General features: G+C 66.8%; 25 protein-coding genes and 1 pseudogene. 8 read left to right on the forward strand and 18 right to left on the reverse strand.

Going from position 1 to position 25,967, the window contains the following annotated elements; genetic code table 11:
- From AC1DNF_RS29695 to AC1DNF_RS29735, 9 genes and pseudogenes are all read right to left on the reverse strand, one after another.
- Positions 1-150: pseudogene (locus AC1DNF_RS29695) on the reverse strand (ATP-binding protein); the annotation flags it as partial.
- A gap of 372 nt (positions 151-522) precedes the next feature.
- Entirely contained in the window at positions 523-1,527 is a 1,005-nt protein-coding gene (locus tag AC1DNF_RS29700) for a Bug family tripartite tricarboxylate transporter substrate binding protein (protein ID WP_478152248.1), read from the reverse strand.
- 30 nt (positions 1,528-1,557) lie between these two features.
- Positions 1,558-2,550, reverse strand: coding sequence for a tripartite tricarboxylate transporter substrate binding protein (locus AC1DNF_RS29705; protein WP_478152249.1), 993 nt, complete (start codon positions 2,548-2,550; stop codon positions 1,558-1,560).
- A 51-nt stretch (positions 2,551-2,601) separates the two neighbouring features.
- The gene (locus AC1DNF_RS29710; protein ID WP_478152250.1) at positions 2,602-3,672 is read right to left on the reverse strand and encodes a cyclase family protein; all 1,071 of its coding nucleotides are present in this window, start codon (positions 3,670-3,672) and stop codon (positions 2,602-2,604) included.
- Between the two features lie 14 nt (positions 3,673-3,686).
- Positions 3,687-4,619, reverse strand: a complete 933-nt coding sequence (locus AC1DNF_RS29715; protein ID WP_478152251.1) for an NAD(P)-dependent oxidoreductase — start codon at positions 4,617-4,619, stop codon at positions 3,687-3,689.
- A complete protein-coding gene (locus AC1DNF_RS29720) occupies positions 4,616-5,305 on the reverse strand; it encodes an RraA family protein (RefSeq protein ID WP_478152252.1) in 690 nt (229 codons plus the stop codon). The genes AC1DNF_RS29715 and AC1DNF_RS29720 overlap by 4 nt, the downstream gene beginning before the upstream one ends.
- A 30-nt stretch (positions 5,306-5,335) precedes the next feature.
- Positions 5,336-6,322, reverse strand: a complete 987-nt coding sequence (locus AC1DNF_RS29725) for a Bug family tripartite tricarboxylate transporter substrate binding protein (protein WP_478152253.1) — start codon at positions 6,320-6,322, stop codon at positions 5,336-5,338.
- Entirely contained in the window at positions 6,319-7,221 is a 903-nt protein-coding gene (locus AC1DNF_RS29730) for an amidohydrolase family protein (RefSeq protein WP_478152289.1), read from the reverse strand. Before AC1DNF_RS29730 ends, AC1DNF_RS29725 begins: the two co-directional genes overlap by 4 nt.
- Positions 7,222-7,259: 38 nt before the next feature.
- Positions 7,260-8,243 (reverse strand): Bug family tripartite tricarboxylate transporter substrate binding protein, encoded by a 984-nt coding sequence (locus AC1DNF_RS29735; protein ID WP_478152254.1) that lies wholly within the window; start codon positions 8,241-8,243, stop codon positions 7,260-7,262.
- A 131-nt stretch (positions 8,244-8,374) separates the two neighbouring features.
- Here AC1DNF_RS29735 and AC1DNF_RS29740 point away from each other — a divergent pair, with 131 nt between their 5' ends.
- Positions 8,375-9,142: an IclR family transcriptional regulator gene (locus AC1DNF_RS29740; RefSeq protein WP_478152255.1), complete on the forward strand. Its 768-nt coding sequence runs from the start codon at positions 8,375-8,377 to the stop codon at positions 9,140-9,142.
- Positions 9,143-9,540: 398 nt separating this feature from the next.
- Here the strand turns inward: AC1DNF_RS29740 and AC1DNF_RS29745 are convergent, their stop codons facing one another.
- Positions 9,541-10,563: an IS110 family RNA-guided transposase gene (locus tag AC1DNF_RS29745; RefSeq protein ID WP_478152256.1), complete on the reverse strand. Its 1,023-nt coding sequence runs from the start codon at positions 10,561-10,563 to the stop codon at positions 9,541-9,543.
- Positions 10,564-10,803: 240 nt separating this feature from the next.
- On the opposite strand from AC1DNF_RS29745, the gene AC1DNF_RS29750 reads away from it, so the two are divergent.
- The 4 genes from AC1DNF_RS29750 (at position 10,804) to AC1DNF_RS29765 (ending at position 15,658) form a co-directional block, all read left to right on the forward strand.
- Positions 10,804-11,754: a LysR family transcriptional regulator gene (locus AC1DNF_RS29750; protein WP_478152257.1), complete on the forward strand. Its 951-nt coding sequence runs from the start codon at positions 10,804-10,806 to the stop codon at positions 11,752-11,754.
- Positions 11,755-11,853: 99 nt separating this feature from the next.
- Positions 11,854-13,302, forward strand: coding sequence for a sulfatase family protein (locus AC1DNF_RS29755; protein WP_478152258.1), 1,449 nt, complete (start codon positions 11,854-11,856; stop codon positions 13,300-13,302).
- Between the two features lie 15 nt (positions 13,303-13,317).
- Entirely contained in the window at positions 13,318-14,661 is a 1,344-nt protein-coding gene (locus AC1DNF_RS29760; protein WP_478152259.1) for an FAD-binding oxidoreductase, read from the forward strand.
- Between the two features lie 19 nt (positions 14,662-14,680).
- A complete protein-coding gene (locus tag AC1DNF_RS29765) occupies positions 14,681-15,658 on the forward strand; it encodes a Bug family tripartite tricarboxylate transporter substrate binding protein (RefSeq protein WP_478152260.1) in 978 nt (325 codons plus the stop codon).
- Between the two features lie 528 nt (positions 15,659-16,186).
- Here the strand turns inward: AC1DNF_RS29765 and AC1DNF_RS29770 are convergent.
- The gene (locus tag AC1DNF_RS29770; protein WP_478152261.1) at positions 16,187-16,468 is read right to left on the reverse strand and encodes a hypothetical protein; all 282 of its coding nucleotides are present in this window, start codon (positions 16,466-16,468) and stop codon (positions 16,187-16,189) included.
- A gap of 77 nt (positions 16,469-16,545) precedes the next feature.
- Positions 16,546-18,264: a tetratricopeptide repeat protein gene (locus AC1DNF_RS29775; protein WP_478152262.1), complete on the reverse strand. Its 1,719-nt coding sequence runs from the start codon at positions 18,262-18,264 to the stop codon at positions 16,546-16,548.
- Positions 18,265-18,647: 383 nt separating this feature from the next.
- On the opposite strand from AC1DNF_RS29775, the gene AC1DNF_RS29780 reads away from it, so the two are divergent.
- The 3 genes from AC1DNF_RS29780 to AC1DNF_RS29790 all read left to right on the forward strand — a co-directional run bounded on the left by AC1DNF_RS29780 (position 18,648) and on the right by AC1DNF_RS29790 (position 20,344).
- A complete protein-coding gene (locus tag AC1DNF_RS29780; protein ID WP_478152263.1) occupies positions 18,648-18,959 on the forward strand; it encodes a type II toxin-antitoxin system RelB/DinJ family antitoxin in 312 nt (103 codons plus the stop codon).
- Positions 18,956-19,252 carry a type II toxin-antitoxin system RelE/ParE family toxin gene (locus AC1DNF_RS29785; RefSeq protein ID WP_478152264.1) on the forward strand — a complete coding sequence of 99 codons (297 nt, stop codon included), beginning with the start codon at positions 18,956-18,958 and terminating at the stop codon, positions 19,250-19,252. The genes AC1DNF_RS29780 and AC1DNF_RS29785 overlap by 4 nt, the downstream gene beginning before the upstream one ends.
- 66 nt (positions 19,253-19,318) lie before the next feature.
- Positions 19,319-20,344, forward strand: a complete 1,026-nt coding sequence (locus AC1DNF_RS29790; RefSeq protein ID WP_478152265.1) for a hypothetical protein — start codon at positions 19,319-19,321, stop codon at positions 20,342-20,344.
- 296 nt (positions 20,345-20,640) lie between these two features.
- Here AC1DNF_RS29790 and AC1DNF_RS29795 read toward each other — a convergent pair whose 3' ends face one another.
- From AC1DNF_RS29795 to AC1DNF_RS29820, 6 genes are read right to left on the reverse strand one after another with little or no spacing between them, the layout of a single operon-like run.
- The gene (locus AC1DNF_RS29795) at positions 20,641-20,889 is read right to left on the reverse strand and encodes a hypothetical protein (RefSeq protein ID WP_478152266.1); all 249 of its coding nucleotides are present in this window, start codon (positions 20,887-20,889) and stop codon (positions 20,641-20,643) included.
- 33 nt (positions 20,890-20,922) lie between these two features.
- Positions 20,923-22,104: an acyl-CoA dehydrogenase family protein gene (locus AC1DNF_RS29800; protein WP_478152267.1), complete on the reverse strand. Its 1,182-nt coding sequence runs from the start codon at positions 22,102-22,104 to the stop codon at positions 20,923-20,925.
- On the reverse strand, positions 22,101-22,658 hold the full coding sequence (locus tag AC1DNF_RS29805) for a nuclear transport factor 2 family protein (protein ID WP_478152268.1): 558 nt from the start codon (positions 22,656-22,658) through the stop codon (positions 22,101-22,103). The genes AC1DNF_RS29800 and AC1DNF_RS29805 overlap by 4 nt, the downstream gene beginning before the upstream one ends.
- Positions 22,655-23,050, reverse strand: a complete 396-nt coding sequence (locus tag AC1DNF_RS29810) for a VOC family protein (RefSeq protein WP_478152269.1) — start codon at positions 23,048-23,050, stop codon at positions 22,655-22,657. The genes AC1DNF_RS29805 and AC1DNF_RS29810 overlap by 4 nt, the downstream gene beginning before the upstream one ends.
- Positions 23,051-23,055: 5 nt before the next feature.
- Positions 23,056-23,814 carry an SDR family NAD(P)-dependent oxidoreductase gene (locus tag AC1DNF_RS29815; protein WP_478152270.1) on the reverse strand — a complete coding sequence of 253 codons (759 nt, stop codon included), beginning with the start codon at positions 23,812-23,814 and terminating at the stop codon, positions 23,056-23,058.
- On the reverse strand, positions 23,811-25,967 hold the full coding sequence (locus AC1DNF_RS29820) for an acetate--CoA ligase family protein (RefSeq protein ID WP_478152271.1): 2,157 nt from the start codon (positions 25,965-25,967) through the stop codon (positions 23,811-23,813). Before AC1DNF_RS29820 ends, AC1DNF_RS29815 begins: the two co-directional genes overlap by 4 nt.

Raw genomic sequence — 25,967 nt, forward strand, 5'->3', positions numbered from 1 at the left:
GAAGGCCTGGTCCCACTCGGTGAGATCAAGGTTGCTGGTCACGATGGTGGCAGCACTCTCGTACCGCTCGGCCATGAGCTCATGCAGATCTTCATCGGCCGGCGGGCGAAGAGGCTTGAGGCCGAAGTCGTCAATGATCAGGAGTGACATTGGCGCCGATGCGATCTTTGACAAGTCCAACGAGCTTGAGGCTTTCTCCAGCCGTCCGGCGATGGTGCACTCGGGATCTTGAACCGATGATCCACGACGATCGCCTTGGCGTGGAGGCTCACGCCCGAAGACAAAGCGCTGCGCGTCTTGCTCGATCCGGTTTCATTCGCGCCCTTCGACGCGCAGACCTTTGTGGATGTCCTGGGACTCTCCCGTCAGTGCCGCTCGAGATGTTCCAGTACCGAATCGCCCTTGCGCAGATGCGGTGCAGTCCGGCCCGGGATGAGCTTCGGCGCTGGTCAAGCCTCGCCAGGCTGCGGGAAACTGAAGCGGGGGTTCATCGAGGTTTCCATTCCGTTGAATACGTAGCCGTCAATCTGCTTTGAGATTGAGTTCGCGCGCGATGCGCGTGTAGGTCGTGACTTCGCGCTGCATCTGAGCCCTGAAGGCCGAGTCGCAGGTCGATTCGACATCGAGGCCGAGCTTGTGAAGCTTCTCGGCGGCCGGCGCGCTCTTCGCGAATTCGGTCGCCACGCGCTCCAGAGCCTTCACGATCGAATCGGGCGTTCCGGCCGGCGCGAGCACGCCGTACCAAGCATCGGCCGAGTAGTCGCCGCCGCCGGCCTCCTTGAAGGTGGGCAGGTCGGGCAACAGCGCCGAGCGATTCTTCGAGGCCACGGCGAGGGCTGTCAGCTGCCCACTCCTGATTTGAGGCAGCACCGATCCGAGGGTGGCGAATGAGCTGTCGAGCTGGCCGCCCATCAGATCCGTCACCACCGGCGCCGCACCCTTGTATGGCACATGATTCAATGACAGGCCGTTGGCGCGCGCGAACATCTCGGTCGCGAAGTGTCCCGAGCTGCCTATGCCGGCCGTGCCCGCGGTCACGCGGCCGGGCTCGGCGCGGGCCTTGTTCATGTACTCCGCCAGCGTCTTCACCGGCAGGCCTTGCCCGACGACCAATACCGTCGGACTCGAGGCCACCGTGCAAATCGGCTGGAACGAGCGCACCGCATCGAACTTGACGCGATTGCTGTAGAGCGCCGGGATCATCGTGTGGTTGGTCGCACCGAAGAGCAGCGTGTAGCCATCCGCCGGCGCGCCGGCCACCGCTTGCGCCGCGATGATGGTGTTGGCACCAGGCTTGTTGTCGACAACGAAGGGCTGCCCGAGCGTACGACTGGCGTGATCCGCGAAGGCGCGTGCGACCACGTCGGTCGGGCCGCCTGCGGCGAAGCCGACCACCAGGCGGACCGGCTTGGCCGGCCACACGTCCTGCGCCTGCGCCGGACCCGCGGCGACGCTCAGACAGTACGTGGCCAGCGCGATCGAAGCGGCGAGTGCCTGGCCGCGATGGGAAGCAGGGAATGAAGGCATGGTGTTGTCTCGTGAAGATGGCGAATGGACTCAGTCGATCCGGATGCCGCTGGTCTTGACCACGCCGGCCCACTTGGACGATTCGCTCTCGACGAATCTGGCGAACTCCTGCGAACTTGAACCGACCGGCTGGACGCCGATATCGATCAGGCGCCGCCGCAGTTCTGGGGTTCTCAGCGCAGCCAGGGTCTCGGCTTCGATTCGGTCCAGCACATCCCTCGGCGTCCCGGCGGGCGCGAACAAGCCATTCCACTCATTCACTTCGAAGCCGGGGACCCCCGACTCGGCCACCGTGGGCACCTGTGTCCAGTCCTGTGCCCGCGCGACCGAGGTGACAGCCAGCGCACGCAGCTTGCCGCTCCTGACGAAGGGCCCCGAAGCCGAGGTGGCGCTGAACATCAGATCGCCCTGCCCGCCGACCAGATCGGTGAGCGCGGGCGCCCCGCCGCGGTAGGGGATGTGCGTCATCGACAGTTTCGCGCCCTGCTTGAACAACTCTCCGGCCAGATGCTGGGCACCACCATTGCCCGCCGAAGCGTAGCTGAGCTTGCCGGGCGCGGCGCGCGCCGACCGAACCAGGTCCGCCACCGACCGCAGCGGCGAGCCGGCCGGCACCACCAGCAGCATGGGCACCCGCGTGACCTGCGTGACAGGCGCGAAATCCTTCGCCGGATCGTAGGGCAGCTTGGGAAACAGGCTCGGATTGACGGTAAACGCGGTCGCGTCGAGCAATAGCGTGTAGCCGTCGGCCGGCGCCTTGGCCACCATGCCCGCGCCGATGGTGCCGCCGCCGCCAGGCCAGTTGTCGACGATCACCTGCTGCTGCAGGCGTTCCGACAATTGCGCGGCCAACAGCCGCGCCGTGCTGTCCGCATTGCCGCCGGCCGGATAAGGAACGACGATGCGGACCGACCGGTTCGGCCATGCGCTCTGTGCCCACGCCGTGCCGGCGCCGAGCGCCATGCAGCCCATGAATCCAGCGGACGCAGCGAGTAGCGCGCGGCGATTGCCCTCGAAGCTCATTTCTTTGTCTCCTTGCAGGAATGGAATCCGGATCGCGAACCGGACAGATGCTCAGACCGTGGCGATGGGTGTCACTGGCGAGCCCGCGGCCCCCGGCAGGCGCAGGGGCGGCGCGGTCAACAGGAATCGGCTGCGCCCGTTGTCACGCAGCCAGTGCGCGAGCTCGCTCAGGTACCACAGCTCGCCCAGGTGAATGCCGTTCTTGAACAGGCAATGCTCGTGCAATGCGAGGCGCGGCTGGCGCATCGGCGCGGCCCCCTCTCCCAGGCGCTTGGGCTGCACCAGCTCGACGGCCGGGTTGTCCGCGATCAGGCAGGCCAGCCGCACATCGACGATCCAGTTCAGCAGCCTGGTGTCATGGCCGTCGAGGCCACTGCCGGTTTCATGCAGGCGCTTCACGTCGGGCTGTCGGTTCATCGCCAGCAAGGTGTCGGCGAAGCCGGTGTGCACGCAGACCATGTCGCCGGCCTCGACCTGCACGCCGTCGGCCTCCAGCACGCGCATCAGCGCTTCGTAGCCGACGGCCTGGCGCCTGCGGCCGAGGTGATGCGCAAGATCGATCAGCACGCCGCGCCCCTGCACGCCGTGCGCGGCCAGTTGCTCGATCCCGAGCGCGCCGGCACGCGGGCCGGGGTAGCGCGCCCAAGGCTCGACGGCATGCACGTCCTCGAGGGCCGGCTGCAGTTGCTCACCGGCGCGAAAACCGTTGTAGAAAACCGCCTCGGCCACGCCGTCGCCATCGGCATCGAAGCGACTTCCCATGTGCGCAAGACTGTCCCACTGCGTCGAGTACTGCAGGCTCATGAGCACCACGTCGTCGCAGACGACGTCGCTGAGCTCCGGATCCTCCGATTGGTACGACCAGCAGAAGCCCTGCTGCCCATCGCTCGCGCCGTCGCGAAGCGTTGAGAAGGTGCGCGGCGGCATGCGGCGCGCGTTCAGCGCACGGCCGCCGGGCACGTCGAGCGGCAGCGACAGGCAGAAGGTACGGCCCTCGCGTACCTCTGCGACTCCCTCGAGGACCTTCGCGGCATCCACCAGGTTCATGCGCCCGCGCTGGTCGTCCGGGCCGAACTCGCCCCAGTGGCTGCCTGCGGGCGCGAGTTTCCAACGTTGTGCCATGCGACCTCCCTGACTCAGGCGCCGGCCGCGGCCGGCTGGCGCGCCAGCGAGTCCAACAGGTTCCTCGCCGCGCCGACGCCCATGTTGACGTAGGCGTCGCCGGTCACCCCGCCGATGTGCGGGCTCAGCACGATGTTCTTCTCGCCCTGGAACGGATGGCCCGGCGTCATCGGCTCGATCGCAAAGCTGTCGAGACCAGCACCGGCGACCTGGCCCGACCGCACGGCCTCGAGCAGTGCCGTCTCGTCGATCAGGCCGCCGCGCGCGGTGTTCACCACGATCACGCCGCGCTTGCACCGCGCGAGCGTCTTCGCGTTGACGAAGCCGCGATTTTCTTCGCTCAACGGACAGTGCAGCGAGATGGCGTCGGACTCGCGCCAGATGGTCTCCAGATCCACGCTCCGCACATGCGGCGGCATCTTGCCTGCGAACGGATCGAAGCCGATCACGCGCATGCCGATCGCATCCGCCATCTTCGCGAAGCGCAGGCCGATCGCGCCGAGGCCGATCACGCCGAGCGTGCGGCCGCCCAGTTCCAGGCTCTTGTGAGTGGCTTTGTCCCAATGGCCGGCGTGCATGCGCGCGTCGAGCGGCACCACCGACTTGGCGCAGGCCAGCAGCAAGGCGAGCGCCTGCTCGGCCACCGCGGCGGCGTTGGCACCGACGGCGGCAACCACATGGATGCCGCGAGCCTCGGCCGCGGCCTTGTCGATGGTGTCGGTGCCGCTGCCGTGTTTTGAGATCACCTTGAGCGCGGGGGCGGCATCCATCATCGCGGCGCCGACCCTGCCGTAGCGCACGATGATCGCCACGGGGTTGTGCGCGCTGCACAGCGCCACGAGATCGGCCTCGACCGGCGTCCTGCCGGCAAAGACGATCTCATATTCCTTCAGAAGCGCGAGCGCTTCTGGCGCCAGGTCGGCGCCCGTCACGAGGATGGTGCTCACAGGGCCTCCCCTTCCTTCAGCACGCCGGCGGCGCACAGTGCGGATTGAAGCCACTTGGCGGCGGTGTCCCCGGTCTTTATGGCGGCAATGCGTGCCGCCTCGTCCTTGACCTTCTTCGCGGCAAGCGGCAGCAGGGCTTCGATCTTCTCGCGCTCGACGACGACCACACCGTCGCCGTCGCCGATCACGAAGTCGCCGGGCAGCACCGTCACGCCGCCGACTGTGACCGGATGGCCGATACGGCCGCCGATGTTCTTGGTCGGGCCGTTCGGGTTGGTGCCGACCGAGAACACCGGGTAGTCCATCTCGTCGATCTCCAGACTGTCGCGCACGGCACCGTCGATCACCACTCCGGCAATGCCCAGTTGCTGGCAGGCGGTCATCATGATGGTGCCCATCAGAGCCGCGCTTTGGTCGGCCTTGCCGTCGATCACCAGCACGTCACCGGGTCGAGCCATCGCGATGGCGGCGTGGATCATGAGGTTGTCGCCGGGGCGCACCTCGATCGTGAACGCCGGGCCGGCCAGCTTCATGCGCGGCCGCAAGGCCTTGATGCGGCCGTGCATGGCGCCGCGTCGGCCGGCCACGTCGGCAAGGATCGCGGGCTGGAACTCGGCGGCCTGCCTGACGATGTCGGCCGGGGCGCGTTCGAAGTCACGGATGATGTCGGGAATGGAAAGGGACATGGGGCTTCTTTCGTTGCGGAGAAGGTGGGATCAGTCGGCGTGTATGCCGGCGTCCTTGATGACCTTGCCCCACTTGGCAAGGTCGGCTTTCTGGGTGTCGGCGAGCTCCTGCGGCGTACTGCCGACGAGCGAGACGCCGAGCTTGTCGGCCATCGCGATCAATTCGGGCTCTTTCAGGATGCGCACGATCTCGGTGTTGAGCCGCTGGACGATTGGGCTCGGCGTGCCGGCCGGCGCATAGACTGCCTGCCACTGCTCGACCACGAAGTTGGGGATGCCCGCCTCGGCCATGGTCGGCACCTGGGGCAGCGACTTGAGACGCTTTGCCGAGGTGACGGCCAATGCCCTGAGCTTGCCGCCCTCGACCTGCGCCAGCGCGGCGGCAGCCGGCGCGAACATGAAGCTGGCATGCCCACCCATCACGTCCTGGATGGCAGGCGTGTCGCCCTTGTAAGGCACGTGCGTCATGCGGGTGCGCGACTGCATGCGCAGCAGTTCGCCCTGCATCTGCAGGATCGTGCCGTTGCCGCCCGAAGCGAATGACAGGGTGTCGGGCCTGGCCTTCGCCTCGGCCAACAGGTCGGCCACCGTCCGGAACGGCAGCCCCGCTCTGATGACCAGTACGTGGGGGATGTTGCCGATCAGCGTCACGGGCTCGAAGGCCTTGACGGGGTCGTACTGCATGTGCTGCAGCAGGTTCGGCACGATCGCCTGCGGGCCGATCGAGGTCCCGAGCAGGGTATAGCCGTCGGGCGCCGCCTTGGCGACGTAGGCCGAGCCGATCGTGCCGGTGGCGCCCGCCTTGTTCTCGACGATGACTGTCGTGCCCAGCGCGCTGCCCAGCCGCGCAGCGATGGCGCGACCAAGGATGTCGGTCGTGCCGCCGGGTGGATAGGGCACGACCCAGTAGATGGGCTTGCCACCCGGCCAGTCGCCCTGGGCGCCCGCGGGCATGGCGGCGAGCGCCAGCAGAGAAAACGCAAAGGCGCCCAAGCTGCGCCGACGGATCGGATTCATAGTGTCGCCTCGTGAGAAGATGCATCGGAAAAGCCATAGAGCGCGGCGGGGTTGTCGGCAAGCACGCGCCGGAGCGTGCTGGCATCGCCCGTCCACTCGGCGAGTAGCGCCATCTGCCGAGCGTCGTCCGGCATCGGCTGGTGCCCGGCCGAGGCGGAGGCATGGGGCCAGTCGCTGCCCCACAGCACGCGCCCGGGCGCGGCCTGCAGGTAGCTGCGGGCGAGTGGTGCTACGTCGGCATAGCGAGGCGGGCCTTGCTCGGTGACGATGTAAGCGCCGGAAAATTTCACCCAGGCGCGGCCCGCGCCGAGCAGGCGAAGCACCAGCGCATGCGCGGGGTGATGTCCGACCATCGAGGGCGCGATGCGTCCGAAATGATCGAACACCACCGGCACTGGCAAGCGACCGATCACGCCCGCCAGGCTGACGAGCAGGTCGGGCGGTGCGAGCAGTTGCAGATGCCAGCCCAGCGCTGAAATGCGTTGCGCCAGCATCTCGAGCTCGGCGACAGTGCTGGCGATACCGAGCGACAGGTTGAACCGGATGCCGCGCACACCGGCCGCATGGAGCCGTTCCAGCGCGGAGTGGCCGACGCCTGCGTCAATCACCGCCACGCCGCGCGCATCGGAACCGAAAGCGGCCAGCGCGTCGAGCATCGGCCGATTGTCAGCACCGTAGGTCGAGGGCGTGACCACCACCACGCGCCGAGTTCCCATGCGACGCTGCACCAGGCGGTAGTCGTCCACAGAGGCATCGGGTGGCGTGAGGAGCGCGCCCGCCACCGCAGGGTAGCGCGCGTCGTAGACATGCATGTGGCAATCGCAGGCACCTTCCGGTACCGCCGCCACAGTGCGCCCCCGCCCAGCGGAGAACGGGCCGGCGAGCATTTCGTCGTCCATGGTGTTCATCGCGCGTTGTGTTCGGGCGTTGAGCGGCGTCAGTCGATCGTGGCGCCCGACTCCCTGACAACCTTGCCCCATCGACCGATGTCGTCGCGGATCAAGGCGCTGAACTTCTCCGGCGTGCCCGTTTCCACATCCGCGCCTTGGCCTGCAAGCTTCTTGCGCAAGTCCGGCGCGGCCAGCGCCTTGTTCAGCGCCGCGTTCCACTTCACGACGACGTCCCTCGGCATCGCGGCCGGGCCCGCCAGGCCGAACCACGTCACCGCCTCGAAGCCCTTGTAGCCGGACTCGGCCACAGTGGGAACGCTGGGCAGATCGTCGGCACGCTTGGCCGAGGTGACGGCCAGCGCGCGCATCTTGCCGCCCTTGACGAAACTGATGAGCGTCGGCACCGACGACACGTAGAGCTGCACCTGCCCGCCGATGACATCGGTCACGCCCTGCGACGCCCCCTTGTACGGCACATGCGTGAGCTTGACATCGGCAGCGCGCTGCAGCATTTCAGTGGCCAGGTGCGCCACCGTGCCGTTGCCCGACGTTGCGAAGTTGAGCACGCCCGGCTTGGCCTTGGCTGCGGCCACGACATCAGCCAAGGTCTTGTAGGGCGAGTCGGCGGCCACCACGATGGCCAGCGGAGAGGACGCCACCAGGCCGATGGCGGCGAGATCTCTCATCGGGCTGTAGGGCAGCTTGGGATAGAGCGTGGGGTTGATCGCGAGGTTGCTGGTTTGGCCAAGCACCAGCGTGTAGCCATCGGGTGCGGCCTTGGCCGCGGCATCCACGCCGAGGTTGCCCCCGGACCCGGGCCGGTTGTCGACCACGACAGTCCAGCCCTGTTCGGTGACGATCTTGTTGACCAGTTCGCGCGCAATGATGTCGGTGCCGCCGCCGGGAGGGAACGGCACGATCAACCGAATCGGACGCGACGGATAGGCCTGCGCAAGCACGGCGCCGGACACCAGGGCGAGCGCCAGCGCGAAGCCGGCGCGGCGGGAAATGCGGTTGTTCAGGAACTGCAAGCTTATGTCTCCGTCGTATTGAAAGTCCTCGGCGCAGGGCTGCGTTCGGGGCTTGGCGCGACTTTAGAGTGGCGTTCCACTGGCTACAATGGGGTTGCATTCAATGAACCGTCGACCACTGTGTGAAACAAATGAAGAAGGTCGTCGAAGTCTCCCCGAATGAAGCGGATGCCGGCGCAGGCCATGTCGTCGCGGTCACGCGAGCGCTCCAGTTGCTCGAGGCCTTCGGTATGGCCGAGACGCGGCTGTCGCTCGCAGAACTGAGCCGCCGCAGCGGTATGCACAAGACCACGGCATTGCGCATTGCGCGCACGCTGGCCCAGTCCGGCTACATGGTTCAGCGTGACGATGGCGAGTGGCGGCTAGGGCCCGCTGCCGGTTGGCTCGGTGCGCGCTACCAGTCGAGCTTCGACGTCAACAATGTGGTTGAGCCGATGCTGAGGGAGCTGTCACGGAAGACCGGAGAAAGCTCCGCTTTCTATGTTCGAGAGGGTAATTCTCGGACCTGTCTCGTCCGGGTTGAAGGACCGCAGCCGATCCGGCATCACGCGCGCATGGGCGAAATGCTTCCGTTGGACAGAGGCTCGCCCGGCCGGGTCATCCTTGCGTTCTCGGGAGAGCCAGGCAAGCTCTACGAAGACATCCGCCGGCGTGGCTATCACCTCTCGATCGGCGAGCGGGAAAAAGGTGTCGCAACCGTGTCGGCCCCGGTGTTCGGTCTGCACTGGACTCTGCTGGGATCGGTGTGCATCTCCGGCCCGGCAGACCGGCTGTCGAAAAGCAAGTTGGTCGGGCACGCCAAGACCGTGATGCAAGCCGCAAACCACCTCTCGTACGCGCTGGCCGGCGGGGCGACCGATAAGACGCCACCGGTCGTGTCGACTTGGCATCCGAACTAAGGCCACGAAGGCCGTGATCTGAGACGACTACTCGGGCTACAAGGCCAGGCAGGTCGTTGGTCGCGCCGTCACCGGGTGGGGGGCTTCCATATTTTATTTTGAGTGAGACGATCGACGAAGCGCTTTCACACAACCTTATATGGACACCGCCCGGTTTGCCAAGCTGATTTTCATGTGACCGTCTCAACAGGTATCGGCTGCAGTCTTATATCCGGCCTTGTCATGCAAGCCGAACCCTGCGGGCCCTGATGGAATTCGCCAAGGACGTCCTCATCTCGGCCACGCGCTTTGTGGCGCAAGGCTGTGTTCAGGTTTGCATTCTCGCGGTCCGACCTGTCTTGCCATCACATTGAATCGACCTCAGCAACCAACCAGTGCTCCCTGGATCCACTTTCCTTCTACGCTGGCTTCACGCTCACGAAGTTCCTTTGATAGGCTTGGCCTCGCGCCAGAATCGCCCAAGCCGTGCGAGCCATCCTGCTTGCGAGTGCGACCGCAACGACGTTGGCTGGTCGCCGAGCCTGTATTTCCCTTTGCCAAGGCGTCGGCACCTTTGTGTGATACATGACCGACCGCGCTCCGTGAATCAACAGCGTTCGCAAATACGGATCGCCTCGCTTCGAGATTGAGCCCAGTCGAACCTTGCCTCCAGTACCGCTTTGACGGGGCACCAGGCCGAGGAATGCGGCGAACTCACGTCCAGACTTGAACATCGCGGCGTCACCCATCGTCGCAACCAGCGCGGTCGCAGTCAGCTTCCCTATGCCGGGTACATCGGCGATGGCGCGGCAGGCCGCGTCTTGCTTCTGCCAAGCGGCTATTCGTGCCTCCAGTCGATCGATGTCTTGCTGCAATCCATCGATACGCGCAACCTGCTCTTGCAAACAGGACAGCATCGTGCCTGGTAGTTGGCTCTCGAGCTCGGCCATGCGTGCTCTGATCTCGGCGAGACAGGCGACGCGACCTGCCCTGAATGTAGCGCCGAACTCGTAAAGCAACCCTCGCAACTGGTTCACTTGCATCGTGCGGAATTTGAGCAAGAGCGTGCGCATCCGATGAAGACTCAGCATCGCTTGCTGTTCCTCCGACTTCACCGCGACTGTGCGCATCCCGGGCTGATGCACGGCAGTCCAGATCGCACGCGCATCCGCGGCGTCGGTCTTGTTTGTTTGCACAAAGGGCCGGATGAACTTCGCATGCAGCAAGACAACCTCGTGACCCATCGCTCTGATCTTGCGCGCCCACCAATGCCCACTTCCGCAGGCCTCCAACGCCACGCGTCCTGGCAGTCGACACGACAAGAACTTGATGAGGTCTACCCGAGCAAATCGGCGATTCACGATTTCGCCAGTTTGCGCGTCAACCCAGTACAGCTGAAACACGCTCTTTGCAACATCCAGTCCATGAGTCGTAGCATTCATGTCGGGCCTCCAGTCGGAAGTGAGGGGTGGAATGCCCACTCTGATAATGACACGCCAGCCCTTCGGTGCCCATCCGTCGCCAAAAAGTGGGCGGTGTCCATACCATCTCGGCCATGAGCAGCCGCAGACGGTTCCGCCGACTTTGACTGCTCACGGACGCGAAGCTGACATTGGATGGACGAAGATATGCTACGAGGCACGCTCGAGGTGCACGATCCCAAGAGAGCCAACAGCATAAAAATGAACATCACCTTGCGCCAGCTCAGGTACTTCGTCGAGATCGCCCAGAGCCGCAGCTTTTCTCGGGCCGCGGAACATCTGCTGATTGCCCAGCCGGCGCTGAGCCAGAACATCGCGGCGCTCGAGGAGGACTTGGGCGCGCAGCTCTTCAAGCGCCACGCGAGGGGCGTCGAGCTGTCGCCCGCGGGCCAGCGCCTTTTCGCGCGGGCCCAGGAAATACTGGCGCAGACCGATGCGCTCAAGGACCAGATCGAAGGGCGGGAAGCCTTGCCCTCGGGCTTGGTGAAACTGTCGATCGCGGGCTCCGTGGCCAGCGTGCTGGTCGCGCCGCTGCTGCGCAGCATGGCGCAGCACTATCCCGAAATTCAGCTGCGCATCGCCGAAGGCCTCTCCTCCGAGGTGAGGATGCAGATCGAGTCGGGCCAGACTCATCTGGCCCTGATGCCGAGTCCTTCCGAACTGCTGGGCATGGAGTCGATGCCGGTGTTCGAGGAACGCTTCATGGTGTTCGGCGCCTATGAGGCGATGCGGCGGCGGCCGAAGCAACTCGCGTTCGCCAAGGTCGCGGCGCTCCCATTGGCAGCGCCCGACGGCGCCCACGACCTGCGCAAGATCGTCGAACGCGCCGCGAGCGCGATCGGTCGCAAGCTGGACATCCGCTATGAGCTCAACAGCCCGTCGCTTCTCGTCGCGATCGTCAAGGAGGGCCTGGCCTACTCGATCATGCCGCCGAGCGCCTGCCTCGAGGCGGTGGCTGCGAAATCGGTGGCCGGGCGTGCGCTGGTTGAGCCCGAACTCAGCCGCGTCCAGGCGATGGTCTGGCCGCGCGATCGGCCGCTGACGCCCGCCGCCGAGGTCGTCCGCGACAGCATCGTGCGGATCGTGCGCGAACTTCTCGCCGAGGGCGTGCTGCATGGCCGCTTGGTCGGCGCGACCCATAAGAAAAATTGATGGCCGTGTAGGTCGAGACAGTATTGGATTTGCCCTCGGCCTTCGATCACAGTGCCTCCAGCGCAGCGCTCGATGCGGCTGCCTGAAGGAGACAAAGCAATGGCACAGAAGAACGTCGTGGTCATCATGTCCGATGAGCACGATCCACGGATCATGGGATGCTCGGGGCATCCTTTCGTGAAGACACCCCATCTCGACGCGCTGGCACGCCGTGGCGTGCGTTTCTCGAATGCCTACACGCCGAGCCCTATCTGCGTGCCCGCGCGGGCCGCCTTCGCGACCGGCATGCGGGTGAACCAGCTTCGACTCTGGGACAATGCGATGCCCTACACCGGCGAGCAGCGCGGATGGGGCCATGTGCTGCAGGAGCATGGGGTGCGCGTGGAGAGCATCGGCAAGCTGCACTACCGCAGCGAAGAGGATCCGGCCGGCTTCGATGCCGAGCATCTGCCGATGCATGTGGTGGGCGGCCATGGGATGGTCTGGGCATCGATCCGCAACCCCTATCGGCCACGCCTCGACGGCCCGCGCATGCTCGGCGAAAGAATAGGCCCCGGCGAATCGTCGTACACCCAGTACGACCGCGACGTGACCCGTCGCACGGTGCAATGGCTACGCGAAGCGGCCGAACGCCGAGAAGAGGGCTTCGTGCTCTATGTCGGACTGGTCGCGCCGCACTTCCCCCTCGTGGTACCCGAAGAGTTCTATAACCTCTATCCGCTCGATCGCCTGCCCGAGCCCAAACTGCATCCCGCCAGCGGCTACTTGCGCCATCCGTGGGTGCAGGAGTATTGCGATTTCATGGGCTCGGAAGAACGGTTCACCGATGCCGAAGAGCGCTTGCGCGCCTTCGCGGCCTACTACGGCCTGTGCAGTTGGCTCGACCACAACGTCGGCCAGATCCTCGAGGCGCTGCAGTCGACCGGGCTCGGCGACACGACCCATGTGGTCTACACCTCAGATCACGGCGACAACCTCGGCGCGCGCGGTGTCTGGGGCAAGTCGACGCTGTATGAGGAAAGCGTCAAGGTGCCGATGCTGCTGGCCGGCCCCGGGGTGTCGCCCTCCGTCTGCGAGACGCCGGTCGATCTGCTGGATCTGTTTCCGACCATCCTGCAGGGCGCGGGTATCGACCCGACACCCGAGATGGACGCGCGACCGGGCCGCTCACTGTTCGAGCTCGCAACGTCCCCGCCGCAGCCCGAACGTTCGATCTTGAGCGAATACCATGCGGCCGGCAGCAACGCCGGTGGCTTCATGCTGCGCAAGGGGCGCTGGAAGTACCACTTCTATGTCGGCTTCGCGCCCGAGTTGTTCGACCTTCAGGACGACCCCGAGGAACTGGTCGATCTCGCGAGCAGCACCGAGCACGCCGAGGTGCTTGCGCAAATGCATCGCGAGCTGCTCGCGGTCTGCGATCCAGTTGCTGTTGACCGACAGGCCAAGGCCGATCAGGCCGCGCTGATTGAGCACTACGGCGGCCCGGAAGTGGCCCATAGGCTCGGATCGTCGACCTCGACGCCTGTGACGGCTTCGACAACCGTCTGAGCCACGGAGCTGCACGTGAGCACGACTGAAGTATCCACGGCGCCCGCTATCGACGAGCGCTTCCTCAAGGACTGGAGCGGCCTGGTGGTCGGAACGCCTGCCGAAGTGCACCGAACCGCCACGACCGACGAAGTCGCGGCGATCGTGCGTCGCTGCCGCGACCAGGGGCGCCGCATCACCGTGCAGGGTGGACTCACTGGCGTGTCCGGTGGCGCCGTGCCATCGGACGGCGATGTGGTGACCAACCTCGAGCGCATGAATCGCATCGAGGACATCGACGTCGTCGAAGGCGTGATGCAGGTGCAGGCCGGCGCGACCTTGCAGCAGGTACAGGAGGCGGCCGCCGAACGCGGCTGGATGTTCGCGGTCGATCTCGGCGCGCGCGGCACTTGCCAGATCGGCGGCAATGCCTCGACCAATGCCGGCGGCATCCGCGTGATCCGCTACGGGACCATGCGCGACTCGGTGCTCGGCGTCGAAGCCGTGCTGGCCGACGGCACGGTGGTCTCGTCCCTCACCCGGCTGGTGAAGAACAGCACCGGACTGGACCCGCGCTTCCTATTCGTCGGCACCGAAGGCACGCTCGGCATCATCACGCGGCTGACCCTGAGGCTGCATCCGCCACTGGGTGAGCTCGCGGCCGCGTGGGTCGCGACCGATCGCTTCGACGCTTTGCCGCAGTTGCTGCGCGCGCTCAAGCGCCGGCTCGGCCCTGCGCTGTGCGCTTTTGAGTTCATGTCTGACAGCTTCGTGCAGATGGCCTCGCGGCTGTGCGACCGGACTCCGCCGCTTGCCTCGCCCGCAGCATGGCATGTGCTGATCGAGGTCGCGGGCTGCGAGGGCCAATCGATGGAAGACGCCTTGCAGGCCGCGCTGGCCGATGCGCTCGAGGCCGGCGAGATCACCGACTGCGCCTTCGCCGCCAGCATCGCGCAGCGCGAGGCTTTCTGGCGATTGCGCGAATCGATCCCCGAAGTGCTGACGCATCTGAAGCCCGCAGCCACCTTCGACGTTGGCATGCCGTGGGCCCAGACCGCGAGCTATATGGCCGAGGTCGGCGCGGCGCTGCGCTCGCGCCTGCCCGATGCCGAGCACCTGTTCCTCGGACATCTCGGCGACAACAACCTGCACCTGATCAGCGGCCCGGTCGACGCCGCGGCCCATCACGCCGTCGAAGAAATCGTCTATGGCGCACTGCGCGGCCGCGGCGGTACGGTAAGTGCTGAACATGGCGTGGGCCGCTTGAAGAAGGAATACCTCGGCGTGTCGCGCACGCCGGAGGAACTGGCCCTCATGCGCCGCCTCAAGCAGGCGCTGGATCCGGCTGGCACGCTCAATCCAGGGCGCATATTCGACTGAGAACACCAAGGAGACAACGATGCAACGCAGAACCATCCTCAGCGCACTGGGCGCCTCGGCACTCGGAATGCTGACCCCCGCCTTCGGCCAGGCCTACCCAAGCGCGCCCGTGCGAGTGGTGCTGCCCTATGCCGCGGGCGGCGGCGCGGACGCGGTCGCACGATTGATGGCGCGCGGCTTGGGCGACGAGCTGCATCAGGGATTCATCGTCGACAACCGCGCCGGCGCGGGCGGAATGATCGGCGCGGACATCGTGGCCAAGGCACCGGCCGACGGCTACACGATCCTGTTCGCGGGCAATCCCGAACTGACCATCACGCCCTGGCTTCAGGCCAAGGCGTCCTATGCCCCACTTACCGACTTCACGCCCGTGGTGCTGGTAGCGCAATCGCCCAATGTGCTCGCGGCGAATGCATCGCTCGGTGCGAAGACGCTGAAGGCGGCCTTCGATGCAGCACGCAAGCTACCCGGCGGGATCACCATCGGCACGCCGGGCAACGGGACGCCGCAGCACATCGCGGTCGAGCTGATGCGCTCACTAACCGGGCTGGATATCGTCCATGTGCCGTACAAGGGCGCCGCGCCGGCCACTGCCGCGGCGCTCGGGGGCGAGATTGCCTTCGCGCTGGTCGGCGCGCCGCCGCTGCTGCCGCATCTGACCTCCGGCCAGCTGGTGGCACTGGCCGTGACGCAGCCGAAGCGCTCGCCGCTTCTGCCCAATGTGCCGACCGTCGGCGAAGGGATCGGCATCATGTCCGACGGCGATTTCGTCGCATGGTATGGCCTGCTCGTGCCGTCGCGCACGCCACCCGAGGTTGTACAGCAGCTTGAGAACGCGGCTTCGGCGGTGCTCAAGCGACCCGAGACGCGAACGAAGTTCACGGCGCTGGGCACCGACCTGGTCGGGTTGCCCAACAAGCAGTTCGCGGAGCGCATGCACGCCGAGTCCAAGCAATATGGCGAGATAATCAAGCGTTTCCAGATCAAGGCGACGTAGTACTGAAGGTACGCCGGGAGCAGCGACAGCTTCCGTCTTCATCGCAGTCATTCACCGATGCCCACCCACGGTCGGCACTGGGCCCAGAACGGCTGTTCTCGGCTCGATCACCGCCGGCGCCAGCCCCCTCGCACTGAACGCACACGCGCAGGTCCACCGGCGCGGGACCGTAATTCGCGAATCGTCGGTGGCGCGCCGCCCGAAGCTCGGATGGCGCGTGGGGCCTGCAAGAGACAAGTCGCAGGGCGAGTGTGCGTTGGCCGCGAAAGTCCGATGTCGTTCCGCAGTCACGACAAGCCGCCGCAGCTGACGGAACGCCGGGAGCCTGCGCACGCCGCGCACTTAGGCCTCCTACGTTCGAGGCTCCAACTTGCGAATGCGCATGTCCTCGAGCATGCGTTGGCGCCTATCTCGCTAGCAGCGATCTCCTATCCGCTTGTCGCTATGGCGGTTCAGAGGAGTGCCAAGGCAGCTACATTGCCCGCCATCGAAGGGGCGGCGCGCCGAAGCCCCGTGCAACTTGATCACCTACGCAGAAATCGCGTCATCAGCACCTGCGTCCTTGCCGTCAACGGCGGCCGGATTTTTGCGCCGCAAAGTAGCTACTTTGCGGCGCAAAAATCCGAGCAGACTCAGCGCGCTGGACCAGCCCACACCCTGGGTCTCACGCATCTCATCGATCGCCATGTTGAAGATCATGCCGCGGTCACCCACCATCACCAGCTGCTGGATGCCGAAGTCCTCGCGCAGCCGCTTGAGCTCGGGCAGCAAGGTCTGGCTGTCGCTGACATTGCCCTCATGCACCGACACGGGCACCGGACAGCCGCGCGCATCGTGACCAGGCCGTAACATGCCGGCCGGGCCGCTGCGCGGACGGCACCCGACCCTCAGTTGGCGAAGCTGTGTTCCAAATCGAGTATCGACGCCTCCAGGGCTCGCACTGCCTCATGCTCGCCGCTTGCCAGGGCCAGCGCACGCTGCGCCAGCAGATAACTGCGATATTCGCTGCGATGCCATTCTTCGCGCTCGAGCAGGCCGTCAAGCAGCTCACTCGCCTCCTCGATTCTTCCTTCGCCGGCCAAGCACCGCGCAAGCCCGCAGCGCGCGAACAGATAGTCCGGTGCGAGCGCGTGCGCCTTGCGATACAGCTCGGCAATCTCCGCAGCCGGGTGGTCCAGCCCTTCCTTGATCGCAGCCAGGTTGGTCAGCGCCGAAGGCTGATCCGGGTGCATCTGCTGCAACCGCCGCGCCAGCGCCAGCGCTTCGTGCAACTCGCCGCGCCCGATCGCCCTGTGTACGCGCTCGTTCAACGCCTTGCCCAGTGGGGGGAAGGGGCTCGGGCGTGGCTCGCTGGTGATGTTCAGGCCGTACGCGCGGATCGTGCGCAGGCTCCCCGTGAGCCAGACCTCGGCCGGCTCGTCGCGGTTTCGCAGCCCCTGTTCGACCAGCCAGTTCAGAATGTCCATGCGCACCGAGTCGGGACCGCACGGGCGCTTCAGCAGCATCTCCAAGCTCGCGAGCGCTGCACTGTCGGCGAGCCGCGCGCGCCGCTTTAGCACCGCCACCGCGAGCAGGCGCGCCACCGCATCGCCTAGTTCGGCCGCTCGGGAGAGGTAGTCGGCGTGCGCGTCGCAGGCGTCGAGTCGGGCGTCCCAGGGCTGGTGGGCGTCCAGGCCGCCGCGCCCTTCGCAAGCGAGCGCTGCCATCGTACGCACCCAGGACGGCGGAAACCACAGGGCATCGTCGCCGGGCAGCTCGGCTGCGGATTCACCCAGGGCGTCGAACATCGTGCGCTGAACGTCGGTGGCATCGTCCCAGTAAGGCGCATTCGCAGTGTCCTCCCAGGCCAGACGCGCGCCTTCGGCATCGTCCAGGAAGCGCAGCGCGGCAATTCGCGCAATCGCGTCTTCGGCGCGCCACGGCGTGGCGTGCCGCAAAGTTGCGACGAAACCCAGGCAGCGATCGAGACCCTCGGCCCAGCAACGCCAGCGCAGAGCTCGCTCGAGCGCGAACACGTTGGCGGGTTCAGCCTGCCAGTTGGCCTCGACGATCGCGCGCGCTTGCGCCACTTCGCCGCTAGTGAACAGGGCGAGCGACAGGTTGTTGCGAGCCGAGGGGTGGTCCACATCCTTCAGGACGGCAGCCGCCGCCAACGGGTCGCTGTCGGCCAGGTGCATGCGCGACAAGTCGATCGCCTCCGCCTGCTCCAAGCTCAGCGCTCCCAAGGGCGCGTCGATGAAACCGACGCGCGGCAGTGCGCTCTGACCGTCCAGAGCGCGCAGGCGCTGGACGGCGCGCGCGTAGACCGCCGCCAGTCCCGCCGCACGGGCGCTTTCGCACAGCGCCGCCACCGCCGAGCGGCTGTTGGGCGCCGCACCTTGCCATTCGTACGCACGTGCCGCGGCGAGCATGGGCTCCCCACAACGGTCCTCGACCTCCCAGGCCAGGCCCAGCAACGGTTTGAAGCCGGGAAAAGACTTGCGCAGTGCGGCCAGGCGCTGGCGCGCCTTCGGCAAGTCGCCCGCGTCTGCGACGCGGCGCACAGCTGCAAACTGGTCGGCGCTGGGGACAGGGGACTGGCCTTTGCGGCGGGGAGTCTTGGACATCGGTCTTCGAGTTGAACTGGCATTGGCGCAGGAGCCGGGTATTTTCACGCCGTCGTCATGCCGTTGTCGCGGCCCGGGCGCTCACGTTTTCTGACCGATATTCTCTGATCAACATCCCGCCTGGCATTTCGCGCAGACGCCGCGAGTAGCGCAAGCCGCCGCTGCAGCACCCGGCCAAAGAGCTCGCCTCCCCACTGGCCAGCATCGCCCCCGTAAGCTTCTGCGGGACATCACCAAGCCCATGAGCCCGGGCGCCGACAACTACATGTTCCGGGTCTCGACGTCACCGTGACGCGGTCAGGTCGCCGCGTGGCGGCGGCCTTGCCGCACAAAGCCATTCATTTGAATTACAATACTCTCCTCGCCCCTGTATGGAGCCGTTGATGACCACCGCCAATGCCCTGGTGCAAACCCGCATCGCCGCAAGTGTTCGAGACCGCGCCGTCGAAGTCCTCGACGGATTGGGCCTGACGGTTTCGGATGTCGTTCGGATCGTGCTGACGCGCGTTGCGAATGAAGGTGCGCTTCCTGTCGGCCTGGTTGCCGACACTCATGCGCATGACGCTTGGTTTCGTGCCAAGGTGCAGGAAGCTTTGAATGACCCGCGTGCTCCAGTCCCGCACGATGAAGTGGAAGCCCGTTTCGCAAAGCGTCGCGCTGCCGCGCTGCGCAGGAGTGCCAAGGGTGACGCGTGAGAATCGAATGGTCGCCTGTGGCGCTCGACGACCGAGATCGGATTTTCGACTACTACGACATTGAGGAGGACAGCCCACGCGCGGCAATCTTGGTAGACGAACGCATCGCGCAGCAGATCGAAGTCCTGATCGATCACCCGGAGTTTGGGCGTCCCGGTCGCGTCGACGACACGCGAGAACTGGTCATCAGTAAAACGCCCTACGTCGTCGCCTATCGCATCATGGGGGATGCGATCCGAATTCTGCGCGTGTTGCACAGCAAGCAGCTGTGGCCGGGCGACATTCGAGAATAGTGCTGCTTCCCTGGCAGGCGGGCCAATCCGGTGCATGCAGATGGCATCGAGCACGAGACGCCAGAGATGCTTGCCATCTTCACCGAACTCATATCGAACGACGGCGTGCCCACCCATCGCGGTCACGGGGACACGCATAGGCATCGTCGCGAGGGACGGGACGTCGCCACGCTCGGCAAGCGCCTGGAGGGCCGCGGCGGCGCCAGCCTGGCCGATGGCGAGGCCCAGCAGCTCCCCTTGGCCATCGTCCGGGCAGCCCAGCAGTTCTGGGACTTCGCCCGGCGCGAGGCCGCGCAGGCGCAGGTCCAGGCCTCCGAGGCGACGCGGCGCGAGCTCGAACTGCAGCGCGTCTCTCTCGCCCAGAAGGATGCCGAGCTGCAACAGCGCGAGACCTCTTTGGAGCAGGCACGCGTCGCGCTCGATGAGGCCCTCGCCTCGTCTCGCCAGGCGGTTGCAGCCATGGAGGCCCGGATGCACGCGCAGCAGCAGGAATCGGCGCGCCTGCTCAGCGACTCCGAAGCGGAGGTGCGGCGCATGCGCAAGGCCATGGACGAAGCCGTGGCCAGCAAGGAAGCCCTGCGCGAGAAGGCGGCCATGGAACTCGGCGCCAAGCAGCGCGCCGCGGACGAAGCTGAGGAACGCCACCTCGGCCAGGAGCGCCGCCTCCTCTCCGAGATCGATCGCGAGCGCGTCGCCACGCGCCAGGCCGCGGCAGAGCTGACCAAGGAGCAGAACGCGCGCGCGGCCGATGCGGAGGCAGCCCGCACCGCTCAGGGCACTGCCCAGCAGGCGCTGCGGGACGAGACGACAGCGCATCGCGACACAGCGGCCGCATGGTCCCGCCAGCACCAAGAGGCTCAGGTCGAACTCGCAACCCTGCGCGAGCGCGCCGCCGGCGCGGAACAGCGCGCAACCGACCTTGCCGCCCAGCTGCAGCGCCAGCAGGAGCAGTCCGAGCGCGAGATCGCCCAGCTACGCGAGAGCCAGGCTGCAACGGCGGCCGCCCTGCGGCAGCTCGAAGCCCGTCGGGAGAACGACGACAAGCTACAGGTTGCGCGCTCAAAGAAGTCGACCAAGGGCAGTGGCCGATGAGAACTTGCAACCCGACATCCATCGCCCTTCCCTCCCCGTCACGTGGTTCATGAAAATCATAGATTTGGAGTTTCCCGAAATGAGTGACCAAGCCATCGCGGCGATAGTCAAGCGCGCTTCAAGTCGCCTCGCGCTGCGGCAGCGGTGCCGGTGTGGGTTTCGCGCTGTCAGCGCTCGATGGCTTGGGGATCGCGTTGCAGGCGCTTCTGCGGGGTCAGTCCGAGCTTGGCCAGACCGCACTGACTGCCGTCACTCCATCGTCACGCCGAACTCGACGGCTGAGCACTGGTTTTCTTTCAGCGTCGCGCAATGGGTAGCAGGTCGTCAGGCAATAGCGCCGTGGCAATCCTGACAAAAAGGTTCTCCGCTTCGTTGCCGCTCTTGTTGTCGCCCGCGTTGTCGGAAGCCTCGGGTGTGTAAGTCACGGCCGCAGGTTTGACTGCGCCTTGCGGGCCAAGCCGCGCCCGCGATCTGGAACGCGGTGCTTTCGGCTTGACCGGCGCAACGCGCTCACGAAGTCGTTCGGCCACGCAGAAAATTTGCACCAGAGCCCCGCTGCGTTCTGCGCCTGCTGGGTGCTATCGCGTGCTTGGCCTTTCCTGCGCCTCCCTCCCCACCTGAGTCAGCGTCCGCTTGGCGATGTTGATGAGGTGGATTTGACTCGTGCCCTCGTAGAGGCGGAACAGACGCACGTCGCGGTAGAAGCGGTCGGCCACATTGCCGGCCAGGTAGCCGCTGCCACCGAAGACCTGCACCGCGCGGTCGGCGATGCGGCCACAGGCCTCGGAGGCAAAGAGCTTGCACATCGAGGCCTCCATCGTCACGTCGATGCCGTCGTCGCGCTTGCGCGCCGTCTCCAGCACCAGCGCACGTGCCGCATGAACCTCGGTGTTGCTCTCGGCGATCATCTGCTGGACCAGTTGAAACTCGCCGATCGGCTGGCCGAACTGGCGCCGCGCCTGGGCATGCCGGGCCATCTCCTCGACCAACCGCAGCGCCGGCCCGACGCACAGCGCTGCCAGGTTGATGCGCTGCTTGTTGAGCGTCTTCATCGCGGTGCGGAAGCCCTGGCCCTCCACGCCACCGACGATCGCCGAGGCCGGCACCCGGACCTGTTCCAGGCTCACCTCGCCGACCGGTGAGCCGTGCTGGCCCATCTTGCGATAACCGTCAGAAGTCGTGAGACCCGGCGAGCCGCGCGGCACCAGAAAGGCGGAAATGCCGGCCGCGCCCTTGCCTTGCGGGTCGGTGCGTGCGAAGACGGTGAATAGGTCGGCGATCGGCGCGTTGGTGATGAAGCACTTGCGCCCGCTGATCACGAATTGTTCGCAGTCGCGCACGGCCTGCGTCTTCTGCGCGGTGGCGTCGGAGCCGGCCTCTGGCTCGGTGAGCGCGAAGCAGCCGGTGACCTCGCCGCTGGCCAAGCGCGGCAACCAGGCTTCCTGCTGCGCCGGGGTGCCGTCGACCACGATCGACTCGGAGGCGATGCCGGTGTTGCCGCCGAAGCGGGCGCGAAAGGCGGTTGCCACCTGCGACACCTCGATATTCACCAGCGCCAGCTCCTCGGTGCTCAGGCCGGCGCCGCCGAAGGCCTCTGGAATGCTGTGGCCGAAGAGTCCGAGCGCACGCATGCGCGTCACGAGCGGCTCGGGAATGTGGTCGTCGCGGTCGACCTCCTCTTCAATCGGCAGGCATTCGGTGCGCACGAAGCGGCGCACCTCGGCCAGCAGCGTCGAGAATTTCTGCGGGTCGCGAATCATCGCTGCTCCGCGCGGGCGGGCGCTGCGTCGGACAGCGAGCGCAGCATGGCGTAGACCGCGTCGTGCGGTGCCGCGCAGCCGGTCGGACGGCGCACGCCAAAGAGCGCTTCGTCGTCCTGTGCCAGTTCCGGGCGATTGCGTTCCTCGATCCAGTCGTAGACGACGGTGCGCGCCGCAATGCGCCATTCGCCGCCGCGGCGCTCAAAGCGGTCGACGTAGCGGCCGGCCAGGAAGGTCTCCCGCCCCGGCGCGGCGGCAGCCGCCTGCAAGGCGAAAAAGGCGCTCTCCACGCCCGCGGCATCGGCGTGCAAATCGATCAAGACATTCGTCACCTGGTGCACCCGCCGGCCGCCCGGGCGCATGCGCGCGAGCGCCTGGTCGATGAAACCGGTGGCGCTGCCGTTCCAGGCGCCGTGGCAATCGGTGGCGTCGGGCCAGTAGGCGGAGCGCAGCGCTTGCTCATCGATGCGGTCGATGCCGCGGCAATAGCGAGAGAGACAGTCTCGGATCGCCTCGCGGTCGAGCAATTCCTGAAGTGCGGCTTGTGCGGTCATGACGACGTAGGCGAACCGGGCAAGGTCGGCGCCGCGCGCTTGAACAACTGCACCACGTTGCCCTCGGGATCGCGCAGCGAGAGCACCGCACCGTGAGCCCCCATGTCGCGCAGGCCGAGTACCTCGCCGCCCGCAGCTGCGATGCGTTCGCGGGCTGCGTCGAGGTCGTCGACCTCGAAGACTATGACCAGGCCAGAAGTCGCCGGCGCCGCCTCGTCCCGGCAGGCCAGTGCGACATTGGTGTTCCCGACGCCATACTGGAACCATCGCTCCTTGTCGCGAAACTTCAGCTGCAGGCCCAGCGCTGATTCATAGAAGGTGTGCAGCTCGGCAGGCCGCTCGGCCACCACGAAGACGTTCTGCAGCCGGCGCGGCGGCGAGGTGACGTTCATGGCGCTCACAGCGAGGTTTGCGACATGCCGCCGTCCAGGCTCAGCACGTCGGCGTTGATGAAGCGAGAACCGTCGCCGGCCAGGAAGCAGATCGCATCGGCGATGTCTTCCACGGTTCCGAGGCGGCCCAGCGGCGTGCGCGCAATGCGGCGGGCATCGAGCTCGGCCGAGCGATGCTTGGCGGTGCCCTCGGTGGGCACGGCGCCAGGCGCCACCGCGTTGACCCGGATGTGGCGCGCGCCGAGGTCGGCCGCCGCCGCGCGCGTGAGGCCCAGTACGCCGGCCTTCAGGCCGCTGTAGACCACCGAGCGCGGCGGCGATTTGATGGCGGCGATCGAGGCCACGTTGACGATCGAGCCGCCGCGTTGCGGGTCCATCGCCTCGGCGGCGGCCTGCATGCCCCAGATCACCGACTTGAAGCCGATCTCGACCATGCGATCGAGCACCTCGGGCGTGACCTCGGCCAGCGGCTGGTAGCGCACCCAGGCCGCGTTGTTGACCATGACGTCGAGCCGGCCGGCCTCGCGCGCCAGGCGCTGCACCGCCTCGCGCATGCCCTCGCGGGTCGAGACGTCCTGCGGCAGTGGCAGCGCCTGGCCGCCGAGCCGGCGGATCTCCGCCACCGTCTCGTTGACGAATTCGGGCTTCAGGTCGTTGATGCCCACGGTGGCGCCGAGCCGGGCCATGGCCAGCGCGGTGGCGCGGCCGATGCCGTGGCCGGCGCCGCTGATAAAGGCCACACGGCCGTCGAGGGAGGGATTCATTTCGTGTCCTTCTTGCTTGTCTGCGCCACCAGGAGCGCATCGAGCGCGAAGGCGCCGCGGCCCGCGTCCAGCACCACCAGCGGGTTGATGTCGATCTCGGCCACTGCATCCGCATGCCGCGCCGCAAAGCGCGAAAGCGCCGCGACCGCCTTGGCTGCCGCCTGCACGTCGGCGCGCGGCCGGCCGCGGGCGCCGTCCAGCAATGGGAAGGCCTTGAGGGAGCGCAGCAGGCCGAGCGCCTGCTGCTCGCTCACCGGTGCGATCTGCAGCACGACATCGCGCAGCACCTCGGCGAAGATGCCGCCGAGGCCGACCATCACCACCGGGCCGAAGACCGGGTCCTTCTTCGTGCCCAAGATCAGCTCGGTTCCCCCCTGCGCCATCTGCGCCACCAGCACACCGTCGATGCGCGCCCGTGGCGCCCGTTCGGCCACGCGCTCCAGCATGGCGGCGTAGTCGTCCCGCAGCTGCGCCTCGGAGGCCACGCCGACCACCACCCCGCCGACCTCGGTCTTGTGCGCGATGTCGGGCGAGACGATCTTCAGCACCACCGGGAAGCCGATGTCGCGCGCCGCCGCCAAGGCCGCATCGAGACTGGTCGTGGTCAGCTCGCGCAGCACTGGCAGGCCCGCAGCTGCGAGCGTCGCCTTGGCGCTGGCTTCGTTGGCGAAGGCCGAAAGCGGCAGTGTGTCGTACGCGGACGCTGGCTCGCCGGCCGCCGGCTCGGGCGGTGCGTCGCGCATGCCAAGGCGCATCAACGCCGCCAGCGTCGCGCAGGCGCCGTCGATGCTGTCGACCGTGGGGATGCCCATCTCGTGCAGCTGCGCCGCCACCTCGCGCGGCGCCTTGCAGCACAGCATGACGAGGCGCGACGGATGCTCCCGACGCACCCGAGACAGCGACGCGAGGTAGACGTCGCGCAGCCGCGGCAGGTGGAAGGCGTAGGCCGACTGCAGGATGATCGCGTCGCAGGATGCGTCCTCGGCCACAGCCGCGAGCGCCTCGGCCAGCAGCTCGGGCCGGCTCGACACCTGCGCCGTCATATCCACCGGATTGGTCGGCGATGCGAATGGCAGCACCGCGAGGATGCGCTCGCGCGCGCGCTGCAACAGATGCGGCAGCTCCAGCCCCTGGGCGCTGGCGGCATCGGCCATCAGCACGCCGAAGCCGCCCGAGGCGGTCATTAGCGCGACCCGCTGGCCGTGTGGCAGGCGCGCCGCGCCGACCACCGAAATGGCATGTCCGACCTCGATCAATTGCTCGATGCCGGGCACCCGGATCGCGCCGCCGTTGCGCAGCACGACATCGAACACCGCATCCGAGCCGGCCAGCGCGCCGGTGTGCGAGGCAGCCGCCTCGCTGCCGGCGGCCGAGACGCCGACTTTCAGCACCACCAGCGGCTTGCCGGCCTCGCGCGCCAGCGCCATGGCCCGAACCAGCTTGACAGCGTTGCGGCAGGTCTCCATGCAGCAGAGGATGACCGAGGTCGCCGGGTCGCGCGCCAGCGAGGCGATGCCGTCGGCGATGTCGACGTCGCATTCGTTGCCGGTGGTCAACAGCCGGCTGATGCCGATGCCGCGCTCGACCGCCAGGCGCATGGTGTAGCTGCCGAGATTGCCGCTCTGCGACACGATGCCGACATGGCCGGGCGTCGGGAACGCCGACTCCAGCGCGACCGAGAAGGTCGCGATGCTTTTCTCGGCGACGCCGATCGAGCCCAGGCAATTCGGACCGACGATGCGCATCGCCGAAGTCCGCGCCACCTGGCCGATCTCGGACTGCAGCCGGCTGCCTTCCTCGCCCATCTCCGAGAAGCCCGCAGACAGCACCACCGCGGCACGCACGCCGCGGGCGGCGCAATCGCGCACCACCTCCGGCACGCCTTCAGGGGGCACGGCCACCACGGCCAGGTCCGGCACCTCGGGCAGGTCAGCCAGGCTGGCGAAGGCGGGCAGCGACTGCACGGTGCCGGCCTTGCGATTGATCGGATAGATGGCGCCGCGAAAGCCATACTTCTGCAGGAACTGCACCGGCCGTCCGCCGATCTTGGTCACGTCGTCGGAGGCACCGAAGATCGCGATCGAGCGTGGCTTGAAGAGAGCCTCCAGGCCCCGGCCGACATCCGTCGCGTCCGCATCCATTGCAGCAGCCAT

Source organism: Variovorax sp. 01T432 (assembly GCF_056398605.1).